The organism is Erythrobacter sp. SG61-1L, from assembly GCF_001305965.1.
In the GTDB taxonomy this organism is placed as follows: domain Bacteria; phylum Pseudomonadota; class Alphaproteobacteria; order Sphingomonadales; family Sphingomonadaceae; genus Andeanibacterium.
Genome location: NZ_JXQC01000003.1, coordinates 733,517 through 752,818, shown reverse-complemented (window position 1 = coordinate 752,818; position 19,302 = coordinate 733,517). Strand labels below are relative to the sequence as shown.

Genomic DNA, 19,302 nt, shown 5'->3' with positions numbered 1-19,302 from the left:
AATTGATCGAAGGATTATCCAGGCTTCATCAAGCCGCACGGAGTTCAGGATGCTGGGCACGGCAACGACGAGCCTCGACGATAACGCGAGCATTTTCCGCAGGCTCCAGAGGCTCATCGGCAACCAGCGAAACTACCGCAGCATATTTGCCTGGCCCTATGCACCAGTGATATGTGAGATAAATTCACCGAAAAACTCGGTGCGCGGACGCAGACCAGCTTCAGATTTATCGGGACCTCCGGCCGTTGAAGAGCCAATACGGTGGACCGGTCAATGGAGCTACCTTGTGCAAGTCGTCATTTTCGAAACCGAGGAATGGGAGCATCAGGCTTGCTTGCGCCTTGAGCCAGAGCACCTAGAACCAGAATCTGACACCAATGACAAAATTGGTCGCAGATGTGCCTTCTCCAAGCAGACGAGCATAGTCCGCACTTCCTCCCAGCTTCCACTCCTGCTCGATGCCTAGGTATGGCGCGAACTCGCGAGCAAATTCGTAGCGCAGACGCAGGCCGACCTCGGCAGTGTCGAGTCCGGCCCCGATCCCGAGTTCGGGAATATCCTGCGCCGACAGATTCAGTTCGACACGCGGCTGGAGGATCAGGCGCTGGGTAATACGCTGGTCAAGCTCAGCCTCGATGCGTGCGGTGAGATCGCCCTTTGTCGAGAGAAACGCTGCGGTATCGACTTCGAACAGGTAAGGCGCGAGCCCCTGCACGCCAACAACAGCATAGGTGCGTTCGGGGCCGGCCAGGTCCTGTCGGGCGCCTACCTGAAGGTCCCACCAAGGGCCAATCGCATGGCTCCAAAGGCCCTGTACTTCAGCCGCTTCAGGCTTCTCGCCGAAGCTGCCTTCCCCTTCGCTCTTGAACCAGAACTTGTCTAGATCACCGCCGTAATAGCCCTGAACATCCCAGAGGTAGCCGTCCTTGCCTTCGCGCGCGCGATATTCGGCACGATCGGCCTGGAACCAGAATACGGGCAGACCACTCACTTCGCGGACAACCGAAGCGCGCGACGCGGCCATTTTCTCAGCTCCGACGAAAGCATCGGCGGCGAAGGCCGGGCCTTCGAAGGCATCCGGCGGAGGCGGCCCCTGCGGTATCGGCGTATCATCTGGCATCGCAGAGTGCTCCATACCGGAATGCCCCATCGGCCCATGTTCCATCATCCCACGATCTGGCGTGCCGTGGCCCATCGTCCCGTGGTTCATTGCAGAATGGTCCATGGTCCCATGATCCATCGTGTCATGGTCCATGCCGCTGCCGTCTCCGGCGGAAGGCTCCGTAGGCGTGTGCGAAGGAGCTGTGGCCTCGCTTTCTTTGGGAGCTTGCGCGCCATGCTGGTGGTCTTGCGCGATTGCCATGCTGGGCAACACCGCGAGCGGGAAAAGGAGGAGAGTTGCAGCTCGCATCAGCCTTCTCCCCCCTGCAACGGGCGGACCGTCACGACCTGAAACATCCCGTTGTGCATGTGGTAGATGAGATGGCAGTGAAACGCCCAGTCGCCTGGCTCGTTCGCCGTCAGATCGAATTGCGCGCTGCCACCCGGCTGGACGATGACCGTGTGTTTCAATGGCTGATGTCCATGCGGCGCACCGTTCACCAGCTCGAAGAAATGCCCGTGCAGGTGGATCGGGTGAGCCATCATCGTGTCGTTGACGAGCTTGACCCGGACCCGTTCGTTGAAGGCGAAACGGATCGGATCGTCGGTGACGGCGGAGAACTTCTGGCCGTCGAACGACCACATGTATCGTTCCATATTACCGGTCAGGTGGATTTCCTTCAGCCGCGTCGGCCGGCGCATGTCCGGGTTCATATTTGCCGAGACAAGCTGCCTGTAGTTGAGGACGCGGTGGCCAACGTCGGCAAGACCGATACCGGGATCGCCCATGCGGTCGACTGGGTTCATGGAAACCATGTCGACGCCGGGTCCAACCTTCACGCTTGGCGGAAGCAGTGACGTGTCGCGCATCGACATCGAGTCCATGTCCATCGATCTGTCCATGGTACCCGAAGCGGCGCCGGATGAACCGGTATCCATTCCCTCCATTGCGCCATGATCCATCCCGCCGTGGTCCATGCTGTCGGCAGTCGAACCGTGATTCATGCCCATATCGGCCATAGTCAGAAGAGGGGGATCGCGCAGCAGAGGAACGTCGGCACGCGCGCCGGGGCGGCTCGCCAGCATGCCGACACCCATGCCTGAACGGTCCATCGCCTCGGCGACGATCGCGAAAGCGTCTGCGCCGGTCGGCTCGACGATGACATCGTAGGTCTCGGCGTTGCCGATCTGGAACTCGTCGACTTCGATCGGACGAACGTCCTGCCCGTCGGCGGCGATGACCTTCATCGGCAGGCCGGGAATGCGCACATTGAAGAACGTCATCGCCGCGCCGTTGATGAAACGCAGGCGAACCCGCTCACCCGGATTGAAAGCAAATTCCAGTCCGTCTTCGGGTCCATGACCGTTGAGGAGGTAGCTGTAGAGCGGCGCGGAAACGTCCGAGATATCGGTCGGCATCATGCGCATGCGGGCCCACATCCGGCGTTCAGCGCCCGAGAGGGGATAGTCGTCAGTCGCCGTGGTCTTCTGGAAGTTGAAGGGTGCTTCTCCGACCTTCAGCTTCTTCATCAGCACATGCGGGTCCATCGGCGACCAGTCGGAGAGCATCACGACATAATCGCGATCGACCTGGTGGGGGTCACCGTTCGCCGGGTCGATAATGATCGGGCCATAATGACCCATCGGCTCCTGCAAGGTGTGCGCGTGCCACCAGTAGGTCCCGGCCTGCCGGATCGGAAATTCGTAGCGGAACCGTTCACCCGGCTCGACAGCGGCCATGGTCACGCCTGGGACGCCGTCCATCAGAAATGGGACGAGCAGACCGTGCCAGTGGATCGAGGTTCCCATAGAGCTGTTATTCTCGAGGTCGACCACAAGATTCTGGCCCTCACGAAGACGCAGCAAGGGACCGGGCAGCGTTCCATTGACTGTCACTGCCGGACCGTGGCGACTGGCGGTGGCGAAGCTTGAGTCCGCAACGGTCATCGTCAGATGCTCACCCGAAAGAACGTCGCTGCCTTTGCGCGCCATCGTCCCGCCGTGGCTCCCGCGTGCCCAGGCCGGCAGGGCATGACCAAGCCCTAGCAGGCTCGCTGCCAAGGAGCTGCGCGTAAGAAATTTCCGGCGATCGATCGCGAACCTGTCGCTTAGAGGTGTAGTGCTCATATTACCGCTTACGCCGGGAGCGGGATTACCCCTCAAACAAAATCGACTTTCTCGCGCAGCCGCTGCCGCGCGCGGTAAACGCGGGTCTCGATTGTTTTCTCGGTTACGCCGAGAAGTTCGGCGGCTTCTCGCTGACTGCGTCCGTCTATGGCAACCAGGACGAGCGCTTCGCGCAACCGTATCGGCAGGTGCTCAATTTCGCGGGAGACTTGTCGCAGCGCCTGCCGATCGGCGATCTCGGATTCCGCGTCCGGCGCGTCCGATGCTACCGGCAGGTCCGGATCGAACGCACCAAGGCCCAGGAGCATTGCCGCCTTTCGTCTCCGCAACCGGTCCCTACATTTGTTGAGAGTCACCGTCGTCAGGTAGGCCGCAATCGGCTTGGATGGGTCCAGTTTGGCGCGCGCGATCCAGGTCGAAGCGAGTGCATTTTGTAGGGCGTCCTGAGCCTCATCGCCCGACCCGAGCATACGGCGGGACAGGCTCAGCAGGCGCGGCAGGTGGATTGCCGCGAGTTGATCGAAGGCCGCTCTATTTCCGGCCCTGACCTTCTCAACCAGGTCCCTCTCAAGCGTGTCTTCCGGCCCCCGCACTGCCGGTCATTCGCCGGGTTCGCCGGTGAGAGACAAAGCCACCTGGTGATCGAAGCGCCTCTGCTGCTCCGGATCGAGCAGCGCACGCATGGCAAAGACATGCCTTACCGTCACCTTCTGGAGATCCCCCATTCGCGCGTGAACATCGTCGATCGCTGCGGCGACCTTGGGGCCGTAGTCGTGCTCCTCATCCATCGCCGCGGCCAGCCGGACATTGGCCGCACGCAGCGACAGGTCGAGTTCCTTCCTCTCGACAGCAAAACGCGTTTCGAGTTGCTCGAGCCTGCTGTTCTGCGCGGCATCGAGGTCGAGTTCATCATGGACAAAATCATGAAGGGTTTGCGGGTGGCTCGATTGGCGCCATTCGTTTGCCGCAAATGCACCGATGCACCCCGCTGCCACCGCCAGCAAAATAGCCAGCAGTAGCTGAAAACCACCGATTTTCATGGTTCGACGTGAAGCAGGGCGGCAGGTGACATATTCGCGCCTTCTACTAGCTGATAGCCTGCAGGCTCGGCATGGGCTGGCGTCTGCGTTGTTCCGAATCCCGCGCCAAGCCCGATGAAAGCCATGGCCGCGAAGAGCACAAAACGTGTGCGCTGCGCGGATAGGGCCTCCATTTGGCCCGCTCGCATCCAGACGCCGTCCATGAAGCCGTCCGGCAGCGCCGGATCAGCTGAGGATCTTAGGCGTGCCAGAGCATTGTCCAGTCGTTGTTCGTTTCGCATCCTGTCTCGTTCCTGTCTGCTCGCTTTCTATACGCCTCCGGTGTCATTGCCCCTCAAAATAATTCTGAGGGGTGCGGCAAGTGAGAGCGTAAAACGAGCATGAAGCAAACTCCTGTCTTTCGCCAAGTCATGGTCTTGCTGGCCGTTACGGTCTTCGCGGTGCCAATCGCCGTCCATGCGCATGAAGGGCACAAGGACGATATGAGCGATGCCGAGATGGTGCAGATGGAGATGCACGAGGCAACCGCCAAGCATGAAGAAGCGGCAGGCGCGATGCACGACCCCGAGATCTTGGCGCAGTCGCACCCATCCGCGGATGGTGTTGTCGAGCGGCAGACGCCTGAACAGGCGCTCGAGGCAGCGATTGCAGAGAACCGGCTGACGTCGACAGGCGACTTTCTTGGACGGCTTCATCCCATCGCGGCGCACTTCCCTGTTGCTCTGCTGCTCATGGCCGCCCTTGCCGAGCTCCTTCTGGCGCTGCGGCCTGCGCTTGGTCTCGAGACGACCGTGCGGTTCCTTGTTGCCGGTGGCGCGATAGGTGCCTTGGTCGCCGCATTGCTTGGCTGGTTTGCTGCGGGCTGGCGGCTTTCGGACAGGTCGCAAACGCTTGGGATTCATCGCTGGAACGGATCGGCGGTCGCGGGGGTGGCAATCCTAGCTGCGTGGTTCGCATTCCGCTCGAACCGGCGATCAGGCCTCCGCGTCACGCTCGCGATCCTTGCAGTCGCCCTCGTCATTCAGGGTTATCTCGGCGGTGAGATGGTCTTCGGCCCCAACCATCTTGGTCTGGAGTAAGCACGATGCGAAAATTCACTGTGACCCGCGCGGCTCTCTGCGGACTGATGCTGACAGCAGCCCTTTTGCTCGCGGGATGTGATAGAAAGCCGGAGGAAGCATCGCAGGCCAGCGTCCCGGCGCTCTCGGAATCTGCAGCGCCCAAGAATGAGACGATCGCAGAGAGTTTGGAGCCCGGCGAACCTGAACAGTCCGAGACGGCGGCGGCTGACGTCCCTTTGCGATCGCCGATTGAGCCCAGACCTGGCCGAAACAGCGGTGCACAGGAAGATGATGCAGGCTCAGTGTCAAAAGCACCCCAGTCAGCTGCGCCGCAGGAGGCACAGCCAGTCGATCCGCACGCAGGTCACGACATGTCGACCATGTCCAATCACGCGATGGAAGGAATGGAACACAAATGAAGGTATTTGATCCGGGAACGTCCCGTACGGGGCTAATAGCGCTGCTTGGAACCATGTTCCTTACCGCATGCAGCGGTGCCGCACAGGCGGCGAACTATACCATGTTCCGCGATCCAAACTGCGGTTGCTGTGAGGCCTGGGCCGCACATATCCGCGAGGGCCTGCACGCCGACGTTGCGGTGCAGGACAGCGCCGACATGGGCGCGATAAAGGACCGCGAAGGCGTCCCCGACGAGCTTCGCTCGTGCCACACGATGATCGTCGATGGCTATGTCATCGAAGGTCATGTGCCAGCCGGCGATGTTGCGCGCCTTCTGCGTGAACGCCCCGCAGGCGTCGAGGGGCTGGCAGTCGCCGGAATGCCGGTCGGCTCACCGGGTATGGAAATGAGCGGGCGCACCCAGCCATACCAGGTCATTGCCTTCGGCAAGACGGGGCGCACGGTGTTCAATAGCTACAACTGAACAAGACGAGGAGAACCAACATGAAAAAGCAGACAATTTTCCTGGCAGGCCTACTACTTGCCGGTCCGGTGATGGCACAGTCTGAACAGGCCGCGCCAGATCAGCCCTCGCCTCCAGCTGAAATGCCGCAGAAGTGCGAAATGATGCACAATGGCAAAATGATGCAGGGCATGATGGCCAAAGGTGAAGACGGCAAGATGATGTGCCGGATGATGGACCACTCGCAAATGGACCACGGCATGATGGATCATTCTAAGATGGATCACGGAACGATGGACCACTCGCAAATGGGCCACGGACAAATGGGCAAGCCGGAATCCAATAGCGCACCGGATAGCGAGGCTCCGCCTGCCGATCCCGCCGCACAGGATCATGCGGCGCATCCTGGCCATGGCCCCGGTTAGGTCGCCAGACCTGGCAATGAATGATCGCCCCGATGGGCGACGGGATCAGCGCGCCTGCTTTTCCAGAAGGGCGATAAGTTCAGCGATTTTAGCTCGTTGGTCGCCCTTCGACCCCAGTTCGATAGCCTCTTCGAGACAATGGCTCGCATGGATCTTGAGCACCTCCATGCGCGCCGAACGCAAGGCAGCCTCCATTGCCGCGAACTGCTGGAGGATATCGATGCAATACCGGTCCTCTTCCATCATTTTGGCAATGCCGCGCGCCTGGCCTTCGATCCTGCGCATGCGCGCGATTTCTCGTGAGAATTTATCGCTCATCGTCTCTCCCATGCCAGCTTTTCGAGGTTGAGCCAATCATTCGCCAAATCAGCAACTCTTGAAACAGGAAAGCGTATATACTATACTCCCCTTATGTATTGTGAGCAACAGGAGGCCTGTAATGACCGATACAACCTTGAAGCAAGGGATTCGCATCTGGGGCTGGACGCTCAGTCTGTTCCTGCTCATCACGTATCTCCTGTGCGTGGGCTATGGCCTGCTCGTCCCGGCCAAATTTCATATGCTCGATGCGTGGGCACCGCTCCTGCCGGGCTTTGAATGGCTGACGTGGCCAGGCTTTATCGCGGGCGCTGTCGGAAGTTTCCTTTACGGCTGGTACGCGGCGGTTTTGCTGGTGCCACTGCATCGCTTCTTCAGCTCGAAGTGAGTGCGAACGCGCGGCAACCTCAACTCTGATCGGCCAGTGCCTAGGAAAGGGCAGATAAAATGAGCATCTCGGAGAAGCCTTCGCTCAGATTCCTTGGCGCGACGGGAACCGTAACGGGTTCGCGTTACCTGATCGAGGCTAGGGGTCGCCGGATCCTAATCGATTGCGGGCTCTTCCAGGGGTATAAACAGCTTCGCGAACGAAACTGGAAGCCGTTCCCGGTGCCGCCGAAATCCATCGACTGCGTGCTGCTTACGCATGCTCACCTTGACCATTCCGGCTATCTGCCCGCGCTGGTCCGAAACGGCTTTCAGGGCCATATCCATTGCACGCCGGCTACGGCCGAACTCTGCGGCCTGCTGCTCCCCGACAGCGGGCATCTGCAGGAAGAAGAGGCCCGCTATGCGAAGCGCAAGGGCTATTCCAGGCACGCAAACCCGAAGCCGCTCTACACGCTTGAAGATGCCCGCGCGGCGCTGGAACATTTCCGGCAAACGCCTTTCGACAAGATACTCGACCTCGGAGAGGGCATTACAGCGCGTTTCATTCCGGCGGGACACCTGCTCGGCGCGGCGCAGATCCAGGTGACCGTCGATGGGCGGACGGTCCATTTCAGCGGCGATGTCGGTCGTGAGGCCGACCCGTTGATGCGTGGCCCTCGCCCGTTCGAAGGTGCCGACATTCTCGTGACCGAATCCACCTACGGCAATCGTACGCACGGCCATGTCGATCCGGAGCAGGAGCTGGCCGACGTCATCAACCGGGTCACACGGCGCGGTGGCGCGATTGTCATTCCGGCTTTTGCCGTTGGCCGGATCCAGGGCGTGATGCTCCAGATCGCGCAACTGCGGGAGCGGGGCGCCATTCCCTACGTGCCGGTCTACCTCAACAGTCCGATGGGCGTGGACGCGACCGCAATCTACCACAATCACCATGATGAGCATCACGTCAGCTGGGACGACTGCAAGGCCATGTTCGATCTCGCCGAACGCGTGCGCACGGTCGAGGAATCGAAGGAGCTCAACCGTCGTGTCGGACCTATGATCATCATTTCCGCAAGCGGCATGCTCGCAGGCGGCCGCGTCCTGCACCACCTGGTCAGTTTTGGCCCCGATCCCAAGAACGCGATCGTGCTGAGCGGCTTCCAGGCAGGAGGCACGAGGGGGGCCGTCCTCGCCCGAGGCGAGCAGCATCTGCGGCTCTTCGGGCGCGAGATCGACATCCGCGCCGAAGTGATCCAACTCGAAGGCATGTCCGGCCATGCGGACGCTGACGAACTGCTGGCTTGGATGGGACAGGCCAAGCCGCCGGAAATGACCTATGTCACTCACGGCGAACCCGACAGCGCGGATGCCCTGCGCTACCGGATCGACCACGAGCTTGGCTGGAGAGTTCGCGTTCCGGAACACCTCGAACGGATTAGTCTGGAACGTCCGAAATGACCGGTGATATTCACTCAATACCCGTCATGCGCGCCGGCATCGACACGTACCGGCAGCCTGTCGTTTATATGCGCGAAGATTGCCACCTGTGCCGGGCGGAGGGCTTCTCGGTTCTGACCCAGGTCGAGATAACGCACGGCCAGCGGTCAATCGTTGCCGCGCTCAATGTTGTTACCGATGCGGACTGGCTGCCGCCCGATACTGCAGGCCTCAGTGAAGCCGCCTGGACCGCGCTCAAGGCCGACGACGGCGAGTTTGTCACCTTCTCTCATCCGGAGCCGCCGGCCTCGGCTTCCGCGATCCGTTCGAAGGTCTACGGCCAGCGCCTCGATGCGGCTGGATGCCAGGCCATCATCAGCGATACGGTGGCGCACCGCCTGTCCGATCTCGATCTTGCCGCCTTCATCACGGCTTGTGCTGGTGACCGCCTCGATATTGCCGAAACGATCGCCCTCACGCGGGCGATGCACGGCGCGGGCAAGACGCTTGATTGGGGTGCGGGGCTGGTCCTCGACAAGCATTGCGTAGGCGGACTGCCGGGCAACCGGACCACTCCCATTGTCGTGGCCATCCTTGCTGCCGCGGGATTTCGCATACCCAAAACCTCAAGCCGCGCGATTACCTCGCCAGCGGGCACCGCCGACACGATGGAAGTCCTGGCGCCGGTCGCGCTCGACATCGCCGCCATGCGCCGCGTGGTCGAAAGTGAGGGTGGTTGCGTCGTGTGGGGCGGTGGCCTCGATCTCAGCCCCGCCGACGATTTGCTGATCCGGATCGAGCGGCCGCTCGATTTCGACAGCGACGGCCAGCTCGTCGCCAGCGTGCTCTCCAAGAAGGCGGCAGCGGGTTCAACCCATGTGCTGATCGACATGCCGGTCGGACCCACGGCCAAGGTCCGAACGGAGGCGGCTGCGCGAACCCTGTCCGAGCGTCTGCATGCCGTCGGCAAGGCGATCGGCCTGTCCCTGCGGATCCATGTCAGTGACGGATTGGCCCCGGTGGGACGCGGTATCGGCCCGGCGCTCGAGGCACACGACCTGCTTGCGGTCCTGAGGCGTGCCCCCAATGCCCCGATGGACCTGCGAGAGAGGGCACTAGACCTGGCGGGCGCCCTGCTTGACCTGGCGGAAGCGAACGGCGGACAGGGCCGCGAGACGGCGAGGAACCTGCTCGATAGCGGTGCGGCCGAAGCGAAATTTCTGTCGATCTGCGAGGCACAGGGCGGGTTTCGCGAACCGGGCAGCGCACCTTACCACTCCATCGAAACAGCTGATGTTGGCGGCGCGATCAGGGAGATCGATAACCGCCGCATCGCCAAAATCGCGAAACTGGCCGGGGCTCCGGGCCGCAAGCACGCCGGTGTACGTCTGCACGCAAGGCCGGGCGATGTGATCGATGCAGGCCAGCCGCTCTACGAGATTCACGCGGAAACGCAGGGTGAACTTGTTTGGGCGCAGGACTATGCCCGCTCAGGCGTTTCTCCCTTCGTGGTTGGAGAAGCGCCGTGAACCGTATCCTTGCCTTTCCCGGCATGCTGCCCCTGGGCGAAGCCATCGCCGCGCTAGTCGGAGCGCAGAGCGGGGAGGTCGATGTCCACCGATTTCCGGATGGCGAGAGCCTCGTGACCTTGCCTGGCGACCTTGCAGGCAAGGATGTCGCAATTCTCGCCACCTTGCGTGAGCCCGATCCGCTTGCGTTGTCCCTGCGCTTTGCAGCAGAGACAGCCAGAGAAATGGGTGCTCGCCGCGTCGGACTGATCGCGCCCTATCTCGCCTACATGCGGCAGGACAGGCGATTTGCCGAAGGCCAGGCGGTCAGCGCTCCCTTGTTTGCCCGCTTCCTGGAGGAAAGCTTCGACTGGCTGGTGACCGCAGATCCGCATCTGCACCGGATCCATGCACTCGAAGACCTGTTCGACATTCCGGTCCGCCGGATCGAAACCGCACCCCTGCTGGGCGAATGGATCGCCGCAAACGTACCCGATGCGGTGCTACTCGGTCCCGACAGCGAGAGCCGGCAATGGGTCGCTGAAGTCGCCCGACTGGCGGACCGGCCCTATGAAGTGCTCGAAAAGCACCGTAGCGGCGATCGCAGTGTCGAAGTCAGCGTGCCGCATAGCGAAGCGCTTCTCGACGGAACGCCCGTGATCGTCGATGACATTGCCTCATCGGGACGGACACTGATCGAGGCGATCGAGCGACTACTCGCAGCAGGAACGAAGCCGCCCATCTGCGTCGTGATCCATGCGGTGTTTGCCGGCGATGCCCACGACGATATTCTTGCGGCGGGCGCATCACGGGTCGTGACGACGGACTCCATACCGCATGTCAGCAATGCAATCTCGCTCGCGCAGGCGCTGGCCGACGCATGCCGCGACCTGCAAGCCCAGGAATCAATCGATCAGTCGAGCCACAGCAAGAACGACACGGTGACGCCATGAACGACCACACCCATCACGAGCACCACGAGGCAAGCTATCACACGATCTACACTTGCCCGATGCACCCCGAAGTGCGGCAGGAGGGGCCGGGAGATTGCCCCAAGTGCGGGATGCATCTCGTGCCTGAAGGCAGCGAGCAGGCGAAGGACGGCCACGCTTGCTGTCATGGCCACCATGGTCACCCCGCAGACGCCAAAATCGGAGCGGACGACAAGCGCTACGACAAGGTGCCGGCCGGATATTCCGGAACGGTCTACACCTGCCCGATGCATCCGCAGGTTCGGCAAACGAAGCCCGGTTCCTGCCCGATCTGCGGCATGGGGCTGGAACTCGAATCTGCTACAATGGCCGAAGAGGGACCGAACCCCGAACTGGTAGATTTCACACGGCGCTTCTGGATCGGCGCCGTCCTCACCCTCCCGCTGCTGGTCTTGACCATGGGGCCGTTCCTCGGCCTTGGCGGCGTCAGGGATATCTTCGGGGAACGCAACACGCTCTGGATCGAGCTGGCACTCGGCACACCCGTCGTCCTGTGGTGTGGCTGGCCATTCCTCGTGCGGGGATGGAATTCCTTCCGCACGATGAACCTTAACATGTTCTCGCTGATCGGGATGGGGGTGATGGCCGCCTGGGCCTTCAGCATTGTGGCTGTGCTTGCGCCGGGCATATTCCCCGACGGCTTCCGCGATGCCGAGGGCCATGTCGGCGTCTATTTCGAGGCGGCAGCTGTCATCGTCACGCTGGTGCTGCTGGGCCAGGTGATGGAGCTGCGTGCTCGTGAAGGCACGGGCAAGGCGATCCGCGCGCTGCTCGATCTTGCGGCCAAGACCGCCCGAGTGATCCGCGAGGATGGCAGCGAAGAGGAAATCCCGCTCGAAGACGTGCTGGTCGGGGACCGGGTGCGCGTGCGGCCGGGCGACAAGGTGCCGGTTGATGGCGTCGTGACGGACGGGCGCTCGTCGGTTGATGAGAGCATGATCACCGGCGAGCCTGTCCCGGTTGAAAAGGTCGCGGGCGATCCCGTGACGGGCGCGACGATCAACGGAACCGGCAGTCTGGTTATCGAAGCAACCCGCGTCGGCGCCGACACCATGCTCTCCCAGATCGTCGAGATGGTCGCCAATGCGCAGCGCTCGCGCGCGCCGATCCAGAAATACGCCGACAAGGTTTCGGGATGGTTCGTGCCGGTTGTCATCGGCATTGCTATCCTGTCCTTCATCGGCTGGGCCTTCTGGGGTCCGGCTCCGGCGCTGTCCTACGCGCTGATCGCCGCCGTTGCCGTCCTCATCATCGCCTGCCCATGTGCGCTTGGCCTCGCCACGCCGATGTCGATCATGACGGCGACCGGGCGCGGCGCGCAGGCAGGCGTTCTGATCAAGAACGCGGAAGCACTCGAACGCTTCGAGAAGATCGACACGCTGATGGTCGACAAAACCGGAACACTGACCGAAGGCAAGCCGCGACTGGTGTCCGTCTTGCCCGAACCAGGTCACGATGAAGCCGAAGTGCTGCGCCTTGCCGCAACCCTTGAAAGGGGTTCCGAACATCCGCTCGCCGAAGCGATCGTCGCGGGCGCGGAGGAACGCGGCGTGGCGCTCGGTGAAGCTACCGACTTCGAAGCCGTCACAGGCAAAGGTGTCAAAGGTACAGTCGATGGCAAGAGCGTCGCGCTCGGCAACCTCAAGCTCGTCACCGACCTCGGTCTCGAAGCGGCCGAACTGACGGAGAAGGCCAATAGTTACCGCGACCAGGGCGAAACGGTAATGTTCGTGATGCTGGATGGTGCCGTAGCCGGTCTTGTCAGCGTTGCTGACCCAGTGAAGGAAACCACGCCGGATGCCTTGAAGGCGCTCCATGAGCTGGGCTTTCGCATCATCATGGCAACGGGTGACAATGAGCGCACCGCCAGGGCGGTGGCCGCCCGGCTCGGCATCGACGAGATCCGCGCCGACGTGCTGCCCGAGGACAAGGCGCGCATCATCCAGGAGCTTCAGGCCGAAGGGCGCAAGGTCGCGATGGCCGGTGATGGCGTTAACGACGCCCCCGCGCTTGCGCAGGCCGATGTCGGCATCGCCATGGGCACGGGAGCGGACGTCGCCATCGAAAGTGCCGGCATCACGCTGGTGAAAGGGAATCTCGACGGTATTGTCCGCGCGCGCCGACTGGCCCGCGCGACCATGCGCAACATCCGCCAGAACCTGTTCTTTGCCCTCATATACAATGCTGCCGGCGTGCCGGTGGCAGCAGGCGTGCTGTTCCCGTTCTTCGGCATCCTGATCAGTCCGATGTTTGCCGCTTTTGCCATGAGCGCATCGTCGATATCGGTCGTTACCAACTCGCTGCGTCTCCGAGGTGCGAAGATCTGATGAAGGAAAGACGCTCGCTCAAATGAAAGGTGACTGCGATGCATCAGCATGATGAACACAGAAATCGTGAAACGCCGCCCGGGCGTTCCGGCACAAGTTTCTGGAAATCACGCGCAGGTGCGGTGTTCCTCGTCTTCTTGGGCGTGATTGCCTTCCTGCTGGCTTACGAGCATCGAGCGCACATATTTGCCGGCAATGGCCTGTTGCTCGTGCTGCTCCTGCTTTGCCCTGCGATGCATCTGTTCATGCATCATGGCCATGGCGGGCACGGGAAATGAGCGCGCATATGTCTGGCTATGGTCTGTGGCTCCTCGCCTTCGTTAATGCGGCGATCTTCATCTTCTTCGCATTTAGCTTCTTCAAGCCTCGTACCAAGCGGGATTGGCGCAGCTTCGGCGCTTTTAGCGCCTTCATCGTTGCGCTTTTCGCGGAGATGTATGGTTTCCCCCTGACGATCTATTTTCTGTCCGGCTGGCTCCAGTCTCATTATCCGGGCGTCGACTGGTTCACTCATGATGCCGGGCATCTTCTCGAAATGATGTTCGGTTGGAAAACCAATCCACACTGGGGGCCTTTCCACCTGCTCAGTTTTGCATTGATCGGTGGCGGCTTCTGGCTGATCTCTGTGTCCTGGCACGTGCTGTGGAAGGCACAGAAGGAAGGGCAAATGGCCGTTACCGGTCCGTACGTCCGCGTCAGGCATCCGCAATATCTCGGTTTCATCCTCGTCATGCTGGGATTCCTGTTCCAGTGGCCTACGCTCCTGACCCTGGCGATGTTCCCTGTTCTGGTCTCGATGTATGTGCGGCTGGCCCGGATAGAGGAAGCCGAAACCCGCGAGAAATTTCCTGTGGAATTTGAAGAGTACCGGTCGAAGGTGCCGGCTTTCTTTCCACGGAGCTCAGCCGCGACCGCCTAGGACACACGGGAGTTATAATTGCAGAACGGGCACATTCACAGTCATGGCGATGGTGGAGGCGGCGACCGAGAGGGCTCTATAAGCCTGAGCGGTGCGGTGGCGATGGGCACCGGTGTCATGATCGGCGCTGGTATCTTTGCTTTGACCGGCCAGATTGCCGAACTCGCCGGGCCACTCTTTCCGCTCTCGTTCATCGCCGGAGCGCTCGTCACGGCGCTGGCCGCCTACAGCTACATCAAGATGTCAAACGCCTGGCCGTCCTCTGGTGGTATCGCGATGATCCTTCAGAAAGCCTATGGCCCGGGAACAGTCGCGGCATCAGCTTCGGTGCTCATGGCGCTTTCGATGGTCATCAACGAAAGCTTGGTGGCCCGGACCTTCGCGACCTACGCGCTGCGACCGTTCGGGCAGGAAACCAACGGGCTTTTGCTGTCCATACTAGCGCTTTGCCTGATCGTGTTCGCCTACGTCGTGAACGCGGCGGGCAACCGTTCTGTCAGCACCGCTTCGCTCGTCATGTCCGGAATCAAGATCGGGGGCATCGCGATCTTCGCAATCGCTGCGCTTTGGGTCAGCGGCTTCGGCGGCGGAGCCTTTGGCCAGGCGGAATCGGGCTTCGAAGGCATGGGCTTTGTCGCCTCGATCGCCTTCTCGATCCTCGCATTCAAAGGGTTCACAACCATCACGAACAGTGGAGGGGAGATCGTCGATCCACACCGCAATGTCGGTCGGACGATCATGATCGCGATCGGCATTTGCGTCGTGACCTATCTGCTGGTGGCGGTCGCGGTAGGATCGAGTCTCAGTATCGAGGGAATTGTTGAGGCCCGAGACTATTCTCTGGCCGCAGCAGCAGAGCCTGCCCTCGGACCTGCAGGGTTCTGGTTCACGGTGGTGATCGCGATCACGGCCACGGCTTCAGGCGTAGTGGCAAGCGTTTTCGCGGTTTCGCGTATGCTGACGATGCTGACCGAGATGAAGCTCATTCCGCATAGTCATTTCGGCATGACGGGTCCCCTGCGAAGCCATCTGCTTGTTTATACGGTCGTGTTGGCCGGCACGCTCGCAGTTCTCTTCGACCTGACGCGGATCGCGGCGCTGGGAGCGTTCTTCTATCTCGTCATGGACATGCTGGTGCACTGGGGCGTCTTCCGGTATCTGCGCCGCGACGTGGGAGCAAAGGCGGCAATCCTGTTGGCAGCCATAGCTGCTGACGGCGTCGTCCTTGCCGCTTTCTCCTGGGTAAAGCTGAAAAGCGATCCAATGATAGTCATCTACGCGGCGATCGGCATCGTTCTGGTCTTTGCAGGTGAACATCTCTTCCTGCAGCGAAGGGAACAGAACGAAGGCGAACCGAGTTAGAAAGGGAACCTGCAAACCGGAGATAGAACTATATCGCTTGCGATAGTCATAGGTATTGTCTTGTTCCTAGCGGCTCTGTGGCTGCACCTTGGCATGATCCGCCTGGCAAGGCGGGCCGTCCAGCCTACCTCGGTTAATTCTCTGCGACTGAGCCTCGCCTATCTCGTCGTGCTGGCCAGTCATCTGCTTGTGACCGGTCTTTTCGCCCTCGGCTTCGCGGGTGCTGCGAGAATGGGCCTCGGCGGTTTCGACAAGGAGCCTGCCATGAGTGCGATGGACCTCTTCTATTTCTCGCTCATCAACATCACGACGCTCGGTCTCGGAGATATCTATCCGACCGGGCATCTGAGCGCTCTGGCGGGGATCGAGTCGCTGACCGGATTCCTTCTGATCAGCTGCACCGCGCAATTCGTGTTCTCGACAATGAAAAAACAGGAGGCCTAGGATGGATCACGCGGAACACAAAAAGGAGGGCGGAGGCGGCAGCAATTACTGGCGCTTCATGGCGATGGTCGCAACGTCGACCGTCATCATGTTTTTCCTCATGTACGCGAACACCTATGATGCCGATCATTTCTTCTGGAGCGAAACACGCTTCTGGATGATGTTTGTTATGGGCGCGATGATGATGGTGGTCATGCTTCTCTTTATGTGGGGCATGTACAAAGACCGGAAGAGGAACATGATCATCATCGGAGTGGGCGCACTCGTCTTTACGCTCGCTCTGTGGCTGGTGCGCAGTCAGAGCACGATCGACGATGTGGACTACATGTCGGCCATGATCCCGCACCACTCGATCGCGATCATGACCAGCGAACGTGCGCACCTCCGCGATCCGCGTACCCGTAAATTGGCACACGACATCATCGTCGCGCAGCGGCGTGAAATTGCGCAGATGAAATACCTGATCGCCGATATACGCGAGAATGGCGAACGCACGTCTGAGCGTCTGCCGGAGTGGCTCGAGGCCCCCGCAGCAGCGGTCTCTTCGCCGGCACCACAGGAAGGAGACGTCCAGTGAACAGGATCATTTTCGCGGCCTCCGCGCTGGCGCTCGGTGTTGCGGGCTGCAACCAGAACACCGCCCCGGGCAACGACCGGGAAGCCGAACTCGAACCTCCGGCCAGTCCTGCCGCGATCGAACCCGCTTCAGTCGCGCTCGCCAATGTCGCAACAGCGATCATCAAACCCGAAACAATGACCCCGGCCGACGTCAAGGCGATCGGCGGCACCGATGACCGCTGCGTCTTCCGGCTCACCGAGGTCGGGTTTCCCAGTTTCATTTACGAGGCCGGGGGCGAGGGGTTCATCAAACTCAACGGCAAGCTCATTCCTTTGCAGGCAGCTGGAAAGGATCGCTTCACCAGCGACAATCTTCTCGTCGCGACACGCGCCGTTGACGAAACAGGCAACGCTGGAATGCAAGCAATGGAAGTGATCGTCGTTCCTCCAGAGGCGAACGACGAGATCGGCTACCGTGGCTATGTCAAATGTCCGGCATAATGTGACTTGTGGCACCGGACGACCCGGGGTGCCCGGTGTTGTTTCCGGAAACAACTGCGGAGATGATGATGGATAGCGACGGGAACGAAACACCGGGCGTTGATGGTCACTGGGATGCGAGCGAGCCCGGACATGCGGAGCTCGTCCAGATGCGCATTCGCATGATCGCGATGGAGAACCTTCTGCTCGCCGTCCTTGCCGGATCGGACCAGGAAACCCGTAGGCGCGTACGAGAGCGGGCGGACGAGATCCGGCCGAGACCAGACGCAGTCGATCATCCGCTCACCGAGTTGGCCCGCGCAGAAATGCTCCGGCTTCTCGAACGGGCGGAGCGTCGTGGAGATGGAAATTATACCAACTTGTGCGGCCGCTGACTCACGATGGGGATTCCCAAGAGCCTGAAAGTCTGAATCTATGACGCCCTGTTCTGGAGGGTAGTTTGATGGGTTCAGCGATCGGCTTGCGTGATGATTATGATGGCGCTGCCTTGAGGCGATTGGCGCGTGCGTCGAAGAGCGCGAACCAGACGCGGCGGCTTTTAGCCTTGGCCGAGATCTACGACGGTGGCAGCCGGACTGCGGCGGCGCGGATCGGCGGGGTGGGTCTGCAGATCGTGCGAGACTGGGTGGTCCGGTTCAATACCCGTGGCCCGGATGGCCTTCTGGATGGCAAGGCACCCGGTCCTCGATCCCGGCTCAATGATATTCAGCGCCGCGCGCTTCTGGAGGTTGTCGAGCGTGGTCCGATCCCGGCGGTGCATGGCGTCGTGCGCTGGCGGCTGATCGATCTGGTGCAGTGGCTTCATGATGAGTTTGCGGTTTCGCTCGATGTGAGCACCGTGTCGCGCGAACTGAAGAAGCTGGGCTACGTCAAGCTCACGGCTCGGCCTCGCCACCATGCCCAGAACGAACTCGCCGCGGAGGCCTTCAAAAAGGGGGTTTTGCCGCCGAGCTGGCAAAGGTCAGAGCAACCCTCCCCAAGGGCACGCCCATAGAGATATGGTTCCAGGACGAAGCGCGGATCGGCCAAAAGAACAAGATCACGCGGCGCTGGGCCAGACGCGGGACCCGGCCATCAGCGCCCAAGGATCAGCGGACGAAATCGGCCTACATCTTCGGCGCGATCTGCCCCGAGCAGGGCAAGGGTGCCGGCCTTGTTCTGCCCTTCTGCAATACAGAGATGATGTCCCTGCATCTTGCCGAAATCTCCCTCGCCGTCGCCCCCGGCGCTCACGCGGTCGTGCTGATGGATCAGGCCGGTTGGCACATGACCGGAAAGCTCATCGTGCCCGACAACATCAGCATCATCGCGCTGCCAGCCAAGTGCCCAGAGCTCAACCCCGTCGAGAACATCTGGCAGTTTATGCGCGACAACTGGCTCTCCAACCGCGTGTTCACCTCCCACGATAACATCGTCGATCACTGCTGCGAGGCGTGGAACAAGCTCACCGATCAGCCATGGCGCATCATGACCATCGGCCGCCGCAAATGGGCCCGTGGGTCATGATCAATGCAGGTTGGTATTAGATATGAGCTACTACTATTCAAAAATACTCGATGGCCCGATCGAAGCGGCACTCGAACGTGTTCGCTCCGCGCTCGGAACCGAAGGATTCGGGATCATCAACGAAATCGATATGTCCAAGACATTGAAGCAAAAGATCGGGGCCGATTTCCGTCCCTACCGAATTCTTGGCGCCTGCAATCCGGCTCTCGCCTACGAAGCACTGCAGATTGAGGATAAGGTTGGCACGATGTTGCCATGCAACGTGATCGTCCAGCAGCTGCCCTCCGGAGAGATCGAAGTTGCTGCCATCAACCCGGTCGCCTCGATGAGTGCGATCGACAACGAAGAACTGAAAAAGGCTGCGAACCAGGTCAAGAATAAGCTTGAAGCGGCAATCGATCGGCTGTGAGCCGAGTTGCTCCTGTCGGCTCCTATCGACCGC

The 19,302-nt window shown here is 60.9% G+C and carries 23 protein-coding genes; 17 read left to right on the top strand and 6 right to left on the bottom strand.

Features of this window, described 5'->3' with window-relative positions:
* Positions 1 to 355 precede the first annotated feature (355 nt).
* Genes SZ64_RS18480 through SZ64_RS03885 form a run of 5 tightly spaced genes read right to left on the bottom strand, consistent with a single transcriptional unit; the run spans position 356 to position 4,549 of the window.
* Positions 356 to 1,411, bottom strand: coding sequence for a copper resistance protein B (locus tag SZ64_RS18480; RefSeq protein ID WP_054529612.1), 1,056 nt, complete (start codon positions 1,409 to 1,411; stop codon positions 356 to 358).
* Complete coding sequence (locus SZ64_RS03900) at positions 1,411 to 3,228, bottom strand: copper resistance system multicopper oxidase (protein ID WP_054529611.1); 1,818 nt, start codon at positions 3,226 to 3,228, stop codon at positions 1,411 to 1,413. Before SZ64_RS03900 ends, SZ64_RS18480 begins: the two co-directional genes overlap by 1 nt.
* 32 nt (positions 3,229 to 3,260) lie before the next feature.
* Positions 3,261 to 3,821: a sigma-70 family RNA polymerase sigma factor gene (locus tag SZ64_RS03895; protein ID WP_054529610.1), complete on the bottom strand. Its 561-nt coding sequence runs from the start codon at positions 3,819 to 3,821 to the stop codon at positions 3,261 to 3,263.
* Between the two features lie 6 nt (positions 3,822 to 3,827).
* Positions 3,828 to 4,268, bottom strand: coding sequence for a periplasmic heavy metal sensor (locus tag SZ64_RS03890; RefSeq protein ID WP_054529609.1), 441 nt, complete (start codon positions 4,266 to 4,268; stop codon positions 3,828 to 3,830).
* The gene (locus SZ64_RS03885; protein WP_054529608.1) at positions 4,265 to 4,549 is read right to left on the bottom strand and encodes a hypothetical protein; all 285 of its coding nucleotides are present in this window, start codon (positions 4,547 to 4,549) and stop codon (positions 4,265 to 4,267) included. The genes SZ64_RS03890 and SZ64_RS03885 overlap by 4 nt, the downstream gene beginning before the upstream one ends.
* Before the next feature lie 99 nt (positions 4,550 to 4,648).
* On the opposite strand from SZ64_RS03885, the gene SZ64_RS03880 reads away from it, so the two are divergent.
* From SZ64_RS03880 to SZ64_RS18860, 3 genes are all read left to right on the top strand, one after another.
* Positions 4,649 to 5,347: a DUF2231 domain-containing protein gene (locus SZ64_RS03880; RefSeq protein WP_054529607.1), complete on the top strand. Its 699-nt coding sequence runs from the start codon at positions 4,649 to 4,651 to the stop codon at positions 5,345 to 5,347.
* A gap of 397 nt (positions 5,348 to 5,744) precedes the next feature.
* Positions 5,745 to 6,212, top strand: coding sequence for a DUF411 domain-containing protein (locus tag SZ64_RS03870; RefSeq protein ID WP_054529605.1), 468 nt, complete (start codon positions 5,745 to 5,747; stop codon positions 6,210 to 6,212).
* Between the two features lie 20 nt (positions 6,213 to 6,232).
* Positions 6,233 to 6,616: a hypothetical protein gene (locus tag SZ64_RS18860; protein WP_054529604.1), complete on the top strand. Its 384-nt coding sequence runs from the start codon at positions 6,233 to 6,235 to the stop codon at positions 6,614 to 6,616.
* A 45-nt stretch (positions 6,617 to 6,661) separates the two neighbouring features.
* Here SZ64_RS18860 and SZ64_RS03860 read toward each other — a convergent pair whose 3' ends face one another.
* Entirely contained in the window at positions 6,662 to 6,934 is a 273-nt protein-coding gene (locus tag SZ64_RS03860) for a metal-sensitive transcriptional regulator (RefSeq protein WP_039280293.1), read from the bottom strand.
* Positions 6,935 to 7,055: 121 nt separating this feature from the next.
* Between SZ64_RS03860 and SZ64_RS03855 the strand changes: the two genes are divergently transcribed.
* The 14 genes from SZ64_RS03855 (at position 7,056) to SZ64_RS03785 (ending at position 19,269) form a co-directional block, all read left to right on the top strand.
* Positions 7,056 to 7,322, top strand: a complete 267-nt coding sequence (locus SZ64_RS03855) for a hypothetical protein (RefSeq protein WP_054529603.1) — start codon at positions 7,056 to 7,058, stop codon at positions 7,320 to 7,322.
* Positions 7,323 to 7,381: 59 nt separating this feature from the next.
* The gene (locus tag SZ64_RS03850) at positions 7,382 to 8,764 is read left to right on the top strand and encodes an MBL fold metallo-hydrolase (RefSeq protein ID WP_054529602.1); all 1,383 of its coding nucleotides are present in this window, start codon (positions 7,382 to 7,384) and stop codon (positions 8,762 to 8,764) included.
* Entirely contained in the window at positions 8,761 to 10,272 is a 1,512-nt protein-coding gene (locus tag SZ64_RS03845) for a thymidine phosphorylase family protein (RefSeq protein ID WP_054529601.1), read from the top strand. The genes SZ64_RS03850 and SZ64_RS03845 overlap by 4 nt, the downstream gene beginning before the upstream one ends.
* Complete coding sequence (locus SZ64_RS03840) at positions 10,269 to 11,204, top strand: ribose-phosphate diphosphokinase (RefSeq protein ID WP_237233516.1); 936 nt, start codon at positions 10,269 to 10,271, stop codon at positions 11,202 to 11,204. The genes SZ64_RS03845 and SZ64_RS03840 overlap by 4 nt, the downstream gene beginning before the upstream one ends.
* Positions 11,201 to 13,570: a copper-translocating P-type ATPase gene (locus tag SZ64_RS03835; protein WP_193391545.1), complete on the top strand. Its 2,370-nt coding sequence runs from the start codon at positions 11,201 to 11,203 to the stop codon at positions 13,568 to 13,570. Before SZ64_RS03840 ends, SZ64_RS03835 begins: the two co-directional genes overlap by 4 nt.
* A 38-nt stretch (positions 13,571 to 13,608) precedes the next feature.
* Entirely contained in the window at positions 13,609 to 13,848 is a 240-nt protein-coding gene (locus SZ64_RS03830) for a DUF2933 domain-containing protein (RefSeq protein ID WP_054529599.1), read from the top strand.
* Entirely contained in the window at positions 13,845 to 14,489 is a 645-nt protein-coding gene (locus SZ64_RS03825) for an isoprenylcysteine carboxylmethyltransferase family protein (RefSeq protein ID WP_054529598.1), read from the top strand. Before SZ64_RS03830 ends, SZ64_RS03825 begins: the two co-directional genes overlap by 4 nt.
* Before the next feature lie 78 nt (positions 14,490 to 14,567).
* Positions 14,568 to 15,851 (top strand): APC family permease, encoded by a 1,284-nt coding sequence (locus tag SZ64_RS03820; RefSeq protein WP_277813747.1) that lies wholly within the window; start codon positions 14,568 to 14,570, stop codon positions 15,849 to 15,851.
* A gap of 93 nt (positions 15,852 to 15,944) precedes the next feature.
* Complete coding sequence (locus tag SZ64_RS03815) at positions 15,945 to 16,295, top strand: ion channel (RefSeq protein WP_082384710.1); 351 nt, start codon at positions 15,945 to 15,947, stop codon at positions 16,293 to 16,295.
* Between the two features lie 64 nt (positions 16,296 to 16,359).
* Complete coding sequence (locus tag SZ64_RS03810; RefSeq protein ID WP_054532075.1) at positions 16,360 to 16,872, top strand: DUF305 domain-containing protein; 513 nt, start codon at positions 16,360 to 16,362, stop codon at positions 16,870 to 16,872.
* Positions 16,869 to 17,354, top strand: coding sequence for a DUF6692 family protein (locus SZ64_RS03805; protein ID WP_054529596.1), 486 nt, complete (start codon positions 16,869 to 16,871; stop codon positions 17,352 to 17,354). Before SZ64_RS03810 ends, SZ64_RS03805 begins: the two co-directional genes overlap by 4 nt.
* 35 nt (positions 17,355 to 17,389) lie before the next feature.
* Entirely contained in the window at positions 17,390 to 17,728 is a 339-nt protein-coding gene (locus SZ64_RS03800) for a hypothetical protein (protein WP_241772976.1), read from the top strand.
* A 68-nt stretch (positions 17,729 to 17,796) separates the two neighbouring features.
* Positions 17,797 to 18,860 (top strand): IS630 family transposase gene (locus tag SZ64_RS18155; protein ID WP_193391501.1). Its coding sequence is split into 2 segments (ribosomal slippage): positions 17,797 to 18,288 and positions 18,291 to 18,860, totalling 1,062 coding nucleotides; the frame shifts between segments, so codons are not numbered across the junction.
* A gap of 22 nt (positions 18,861 to 18,882) precedes the next feature.
* Positions 18,883 to 19,269: a DUF302 domain-containing protein gene (locus tag SZ64_RS03785; protein ID WP_054529595.1), complete on the top strand. Its 387-nt coding sequence runs from the start codon at positions 18,883 to 18,885 to the stop codon at positions 19,267 to 19,269.
* The last annotated feature ends 33 nt before the right edge of the window (positions 19,270 to 19,302 follow it).

Excerpts from the sequence above, each read along its gene's own strand:
- SZ64_RS18480 (WP_054529612.1), bottom strand. The coding sequence starts at position 1,411 with ATGCGAGCTGCAACTCTCCTCCTTTTCCCGCTCGCGGTGTTGCCCAGC.
- SZ64_RS03900 (WP_054529611.1), bottom strand. The coding sequence starts at position 3,228 with ATGAGCACTACACCTCTAAGCGACAGGTTCGCGATCGATCGCCGGAAA.
- SZ64_RS03890 (WP_054529609.1), bottom strand. The coding sequence starts at position 4,268 with ATGAAAATCGGTGGTTTTCAGCTACTGCTGGCTATTTTGCTGGCGGTG.
- SZ64_RS03885 (WP_054529608.1), bottom strand. The coding sequence starts at position 4,549 with ATGCGAAACGAACAACGACTGGACAATGCTCTGGCACGCCTAAGATCC.
- SZ64_RS03880 (WP_054529607.1), top strand. The coding sequence starts at position 4,649 with ATGAAGCAAACTCCTGTCTTTCGCCAAGTCATGGTCTTGCTGGCCGTT.
- SZ64_RS03870 (WP_054529605.1), top strand. The coding sequence starts at position 5,745 with ATGAAGGTATTTGATCCGGGAACGTCCCGTACGGGGCTAATAGCGCTG.
- SZ64_RS18860 (WP_054529604.1), top strand. The coding sequence starts at position 6,233 with ATGAAAAAGCAGACAATTTTCCTGGCAGGCCTACTACTTGCCGGTCCG.
- SZ64_RS03860 (WP_039280293.1), bottom strand. The coding sequence starts at position 6,934 with ATGAGCGATAAATTCTCACGAGAAATCGCGCGCATGCGCAGGATCGAA.
- SZ64_RS03855 (WP_054529603.1), top strand. The coding sequence starts at position 7,056 with ATGACCGATACAACCTTGAAGCAAGGGATTCGCATCTGGGGCTGGACG.
- SZ64_RS03850 (WP_054529602.1), top strand. The coding sequence starts at position 7,382 with ATGAGCATCTCGGAGAAGCCTTCGCTCAGATTCCTTGGCGCGACGGGA.
- SZ64_RS03845 (WP_054529601.1), top strand. The coding sequence starts at position 8,761 with ATGACCGGTGATATTCACTCAATACCCGTCATGCGCGCCGGCATCGAC.
- SZ64_RS03835 (WP_193391545.1), top strand. The coding sequence starts at position 11,201 with ATGAACGACCACACCCATCACGAGCACCACGAGGCAAGCTATCACACG.
- SZ64_RS03830 (WP_054529599.1), top strand. The coding sequence starts at position 13,609 with ATGCATCAGCATGATGAACACAGAAATCGTGAAACGCCGCCCGGGCGT.
- SZ64_RS03825 (WP_054529598.1), top strand. The coding sequence starts at position 13,845 with ATGAGCGCGCATATGTCTGGCTATGGTCTGTGGCTCCTCGCCTTCGTT.
- SZ64_RS03815 (WP_082384710.1), top strand. The coding sequence starts at position 15,945 with ATGATCCGCCTGGCAAGGCGGGCCGTCCAGCCTACCTCGGTTAATTCT.
- SZ64_RS03810 (WP_054532075.1), top strand. The coding sequence starts at position 16,360 with ATGGTCGCAACGTCGACCGTCATCATGTTTTTCCTCATGTACGCGAAC.
- SZ64_RS03785 (WP_054529595.1), top strand. The coding sequence starts at position 18,883 with ATGAGCTACTACTATTCAAAAATACTCGATGGCCCGATCGAAGCGGCA.